The sequence below is a fragment of the Thermaurantimonas sp. genome (assembly GCF_046299575.1).
Lineage (GTDB): Bacteria > Bacteroidota > Bacteroidia > Flavobacteriales > Schleiferiaceae > Thermaurantimonas.
The window spans coordinates 720-955 of record NZ_JBKBHX010000009.1 but is presented as its reverse complement, the minus strand read 5'-3'; the positions used below and the strand labels follow the sequence as shown (position 1 = coordinate 955).

Sequence of the window (236 nt, the reverse complement as noted above, 5' to 3'; positions counted from 1 at the left end):
CTAAAACAAGGATTAAGACCCGATTGTATTTCCCCTTACGGGGCTTATTTCAGTTAGCCCGCCATGTATCTTCCACTAAAACAAGGATTAAGACGAGCTTTTTCAGCTCCTCGGGCAACCCGTTTATTTCAACCCCGCCATGTATCTTTCCATGAATGCCTGCCAACGCAGTGAGCAGTTGCATGAATGGATGCAGACACTCTGTCGTCTGCACCACTAAAACAAGGATTAAGACC

1 protein-coding gene is annotated in these 236 nt (G+C 46.2%); it reads right to left on the bottom strand.

Annotated elements, in window-relative coordinates; genetic code table 11:
* Positions 1-49: 49 nt before the first annotated feature.
* Positions 50-217 carry a hypothetical protein gene (locus ACK4EX_RS11065; RefSeq protein WP_409772768.1) on the bottom strand — a complete coding sequence of 56 codons (168 nt, stop codon included), beginning with the start codon at positions 215-217 and terminating at the stop codon, positions 50-52.
* Between the last annotated feature and the right edge of the window lie 19 nt (positions 218-236).